Genomic DNA, 3,122 nt, shown 5'->3' on the forward strand with positions numbered 1-3,122 from the left:
ACCGGTGGTGCCGACCACCACGATCGGCGGCGCGCCGACCGCCTTGCCGGTCGGGTACGGCTCGCGCCCGCCGGGCCACTGCACGCAGCCGAGCATCCCGACCGCCAACGCCGGACCGAAGAGCGGGTACTTGGCCCGCCACTGCGACTGGAGCTGGCGGATCTGCCCGATTGACGGCTTCTCCGTCTCGTCCGCGCAGTTCACCGCCATGTTGGCGTCGAACAGGTTCGAGTAGTGCCCGTCGTCCTCGCGGCCCGCGTACGCGTCGGCGAGCTTGAACACCCCGGTCGGGTCGCCGCCCTGCAACGAGTCGATCGCGCGGGCCAGCTCCTGCCAGCCCGCCTCGGTGTAGAGGGAGGAGATGACCGCGTAGAACACCCAGCCGGCGGTGGCCTCCCGGCCGTCCTTGCCGCGGACGGGGGACACCCTGGCCTTGTCGATGGCGGAGGTGACCGCGGCCCGGGCGTCCGGCGCGATCGGGCACCGGCCGGCGTTCGCCCCGCACCAGGTGGCGAAGTTGTCGAACGCCCGCTCGAAGCCCTTCGCCTGGCTCTCCGACCCGGCGATCAGCTTCTTCCGCGGGTCCACCGCGCCGTCGAGCACCAGGGCCCGGACCCGCTTCGGGTAGAGCTGGGCGTAGGTGGCGCCGAGCAGGGTGCCGTACGAGTAGCCGAGGTAGGTCAGCTGCTCGTCGCCGACCGCCGCGCGCACCGCGTCCATGTCCCGGGCCGCCTGCTCGGTGGCGTAGAGCGGGAGCTGGTCGCCGTACTTGTCGCCGCACCGCCGGCCGATCCGCTGGTTCAGGCCGGCGAAGCCGTCGAACGACGCCTGGCTCGCCGGATCGGGGTCGTAGCCGAAGCTGGCGTCCAGGTCGGCGTCGGTGATGCACTTCACCGGGCTGGACCGGGCCACCCCGCGCGGGTCGAAGCCGACGATGTCGAAGCGGTCGGTCACCGCGGCCGGCAGCCCGCCGAAGCCGGAGCCGAACGAGAGGTAGACGGCGGTGTCCACGCCGGAGGCGCCGGGACCCCCGGGGTTGACCACCAGCGACCCGATCCGGTCGTGCTGCTGCTGCGACCGGATCCGGATCAGCGCGATCTCGAAGGTCTCCCCGGTGCCGGGCCCGGCCGTCGCGCCGGTCGCCGCGCCGTTGCCCCAGTTGCGGGGTACGGCGATCCGGGCGCACTCGTAGCGCATGCCCCGCGCGCCCCGGCCGACCAGCTCGTCGGGAACCTCCGGGCAGTCGCGCCAGGTCGGGGTGGTGCCCGGGGGAGCCGCCTCGCCCTGGCCCTCGGTGCGGGGGGCGATCGCCGGCAGAGTGCAGCCGGCGGTGAGCACCACCGCCGCGGCGAACCCGGCCAGGGCCGGACGGACCCGGCGGATCCGGTCGGAGAAGCGGGTCACGTGGGAGCCTTCCATGATCGTGTCGCCGGCCAGGCTACGCCCGGTCGGCCCCGTCGCCGACGGTCGCCGCCGGATCCCCGCGCAGCACCTGGTCCACGTCGTACCGGATCGGGCGCTCGAGCTGGTCGTAGCGGCAGGAGCCGGGATCGCGGTCGGGGCGCCAGCGGACGAACTGGGCGGTGTGCCGCAGCCGGTCGCCCTCCATCGCGTCGTAGCCGACCTCGGCCACCAGCTCCGGGCGCAGCGGCTCCCACTCCAGGTTCCGGGTGCCGGTCCACCGGCTCACCCCGCCGGGGATGCGCTGCCCGCGCTCGTGGTCGCCGTGCACCCACGGGTGTTCGGTGACGTCGCGGTACGGCTCCAGCTCGTCCAGCAGCTCCTTGCGCCGGGCCGCGGTGAACGAGGAGCTGACCCCGATGTGGTGCAGCACCCCGGCGGCGTCGTAGAGGCCGAGCAGCAGCGAGCCGACCACCGGCCCGGACTTGTGCCAGCGGAAGCCGGCCACCACCACGTCGGCGGTACGGGCGTGCTTGACCTTGAACATCAGCCGCTTGCCCGGCTCGTACGGCAGGTCGGCCGGCTTGACGATGAGGCCGTCCAGCCCGGCGCCCTCGAAGACGTCGAACCAGCGCCGCGCCGTGTCCGGGTCGGTGGTCACCTGGGTGACGTGCACCGGCGGGCGGACCTTGGCCAGCGCCTTCTCCAGCGTGGCCCGGCGTTCCGGGTAGGGCCGGTCGGTGAGCAGCTCGTCGTCGAGGGCGAGCAGGTCGAAGGCGACGAAGTCGGCCGGGGTGGTCTCGGCGAGCAGCTTGATCCGGGAGGCGGCCGGGTGGATCCGCTGGGCGAGCAGCTCGAAGTCGAGCCGGGGCTGCCCGCCCGGCCCGTCCCGGCGGATCACGATCAGCTCGCCGTCGACCGCGCACCGCGGCGGGAGCTGGTGGCGCGCCTGCTCGACGACCTCGGGGAAGTAGCGGGTCATCGTCTTGCCGCCCCGGCTGGCGAGCTCGACCTCGTCCCCGTCGCGGAAGATGATGCAGCGGAAGCCGTCCCACTTCGGCTCGTACGTCATGCCGGGGGCGGTGGGGAGTTGGGGCACGCTCTTGGCCAGCATCGGCTCGACCGGCGGATTGATCGGCAGGTCCACGGCGACCAGTCAATCAGACGCCACCGACGGTCGTGCGCCAGATCACCGGCGGTCCCGGGCGGCGTGTCCCGGCTCCGACCCCTTCGTCCCTGCTGCCCGGATGGTGAAACCGCAGGTCAGAGCTACCGTCGCGGCGTGCCGGAGTGGATCTGCGGGTGTTGTGGACGCTGGCGGGTGAGCGTGCAGCTGATCCGGGGGCGGTACCGCTACCGGCTGGTGCACCGGTACCGCCCGGAGCACGGCGGCGGCGCCAACGTCATCGGCGAGGCCGCCTCGGTGGCCGAACTGCAGGAACTGCTCCGCCGGTACGCCCCGGTCGGCCTGGCCGACCTGCGCGAGGCCGCCTGAACGGCGGGAACCCGACCTGACGCGGAATCACCGGGCGGGTCAGGCGTCCGTGTCGGCCGGCACGGTCTTCTTTAGCACCGCCAGGCGGTTGCCGTTCTCGTCCGGCCGGTGCGCCACCACCCGGTAGCCGCGCCGCGCGTACAGCCGCAGGTTCTCCGCGCTCTCCGCGCCGGTGAACAGCGCGAACCGGACCACCCGGCCGGCGCACGCGTCCTCCACCGCGGTC

General features: G+C 73.7%; 3 protein-coding genes and 1 pseudogene. 1 reads left to right on the forward strand and 3 read right to left on the reverse strand.

The features are described 5' to 3' along the window. Window positions 1-1,419, reverse strand: a 1,419-nt coding sequence (locus tag ONA70_RS35575; protein WP_406601304.1) for an alpha/beta fold hydrolase, incomplete at its 3' end; no start/stop codon positions are given. A 19-nt stretch (window positions 1,420-1,438) separates the two neighbouring features. Then, a complete protein-coding gene (locus ONA70_RS35580; protein WP_265010867.1) occupies window positions 1,439-2,548 on the reverse strand; it encodes an ATP-dependent DNA ligase in 1,110 nt (369 codons plus the stop codon). 135 nt (window positions 2,549-2,683) lie between these two features. Between ONA70_RS35580 and ONA70_RS35585 the strand changes: the two genes are divergently transcribed. After that, complete coding sequence (locus ONA70_RS35585; RefSeq protein WP_319959634.1) at window positions 2,684-2,896, forward strand: hypothetical protein; 213 nt, start codon at window positions 2,684-2,686, stop codon at window positions 2,894-2,896. Window positions 2,897-2,935: 39 nt separating this feature from the next. Here the strand turns inward: ONA70_RS35585 and ONA70_RS35590 are convergent. Further along, a pseudogene (locus ONA70_RS35590) lies at window positions 2,936-3,122 on the reverse strand (GNAT family N-acetyltransferase); the annotation flags it as partial.

Origin of the sequence: Micromonospora yasonensis (assembly GCF_026013475.1) — a bacterium.
Classification (GTDB): domain Bacteria; phylum Actinomycetota; class Actinomycetes; order Mycobacteriales; family Micromonosporaceae; genus Micromonospora; species Micromonospora yasonensis.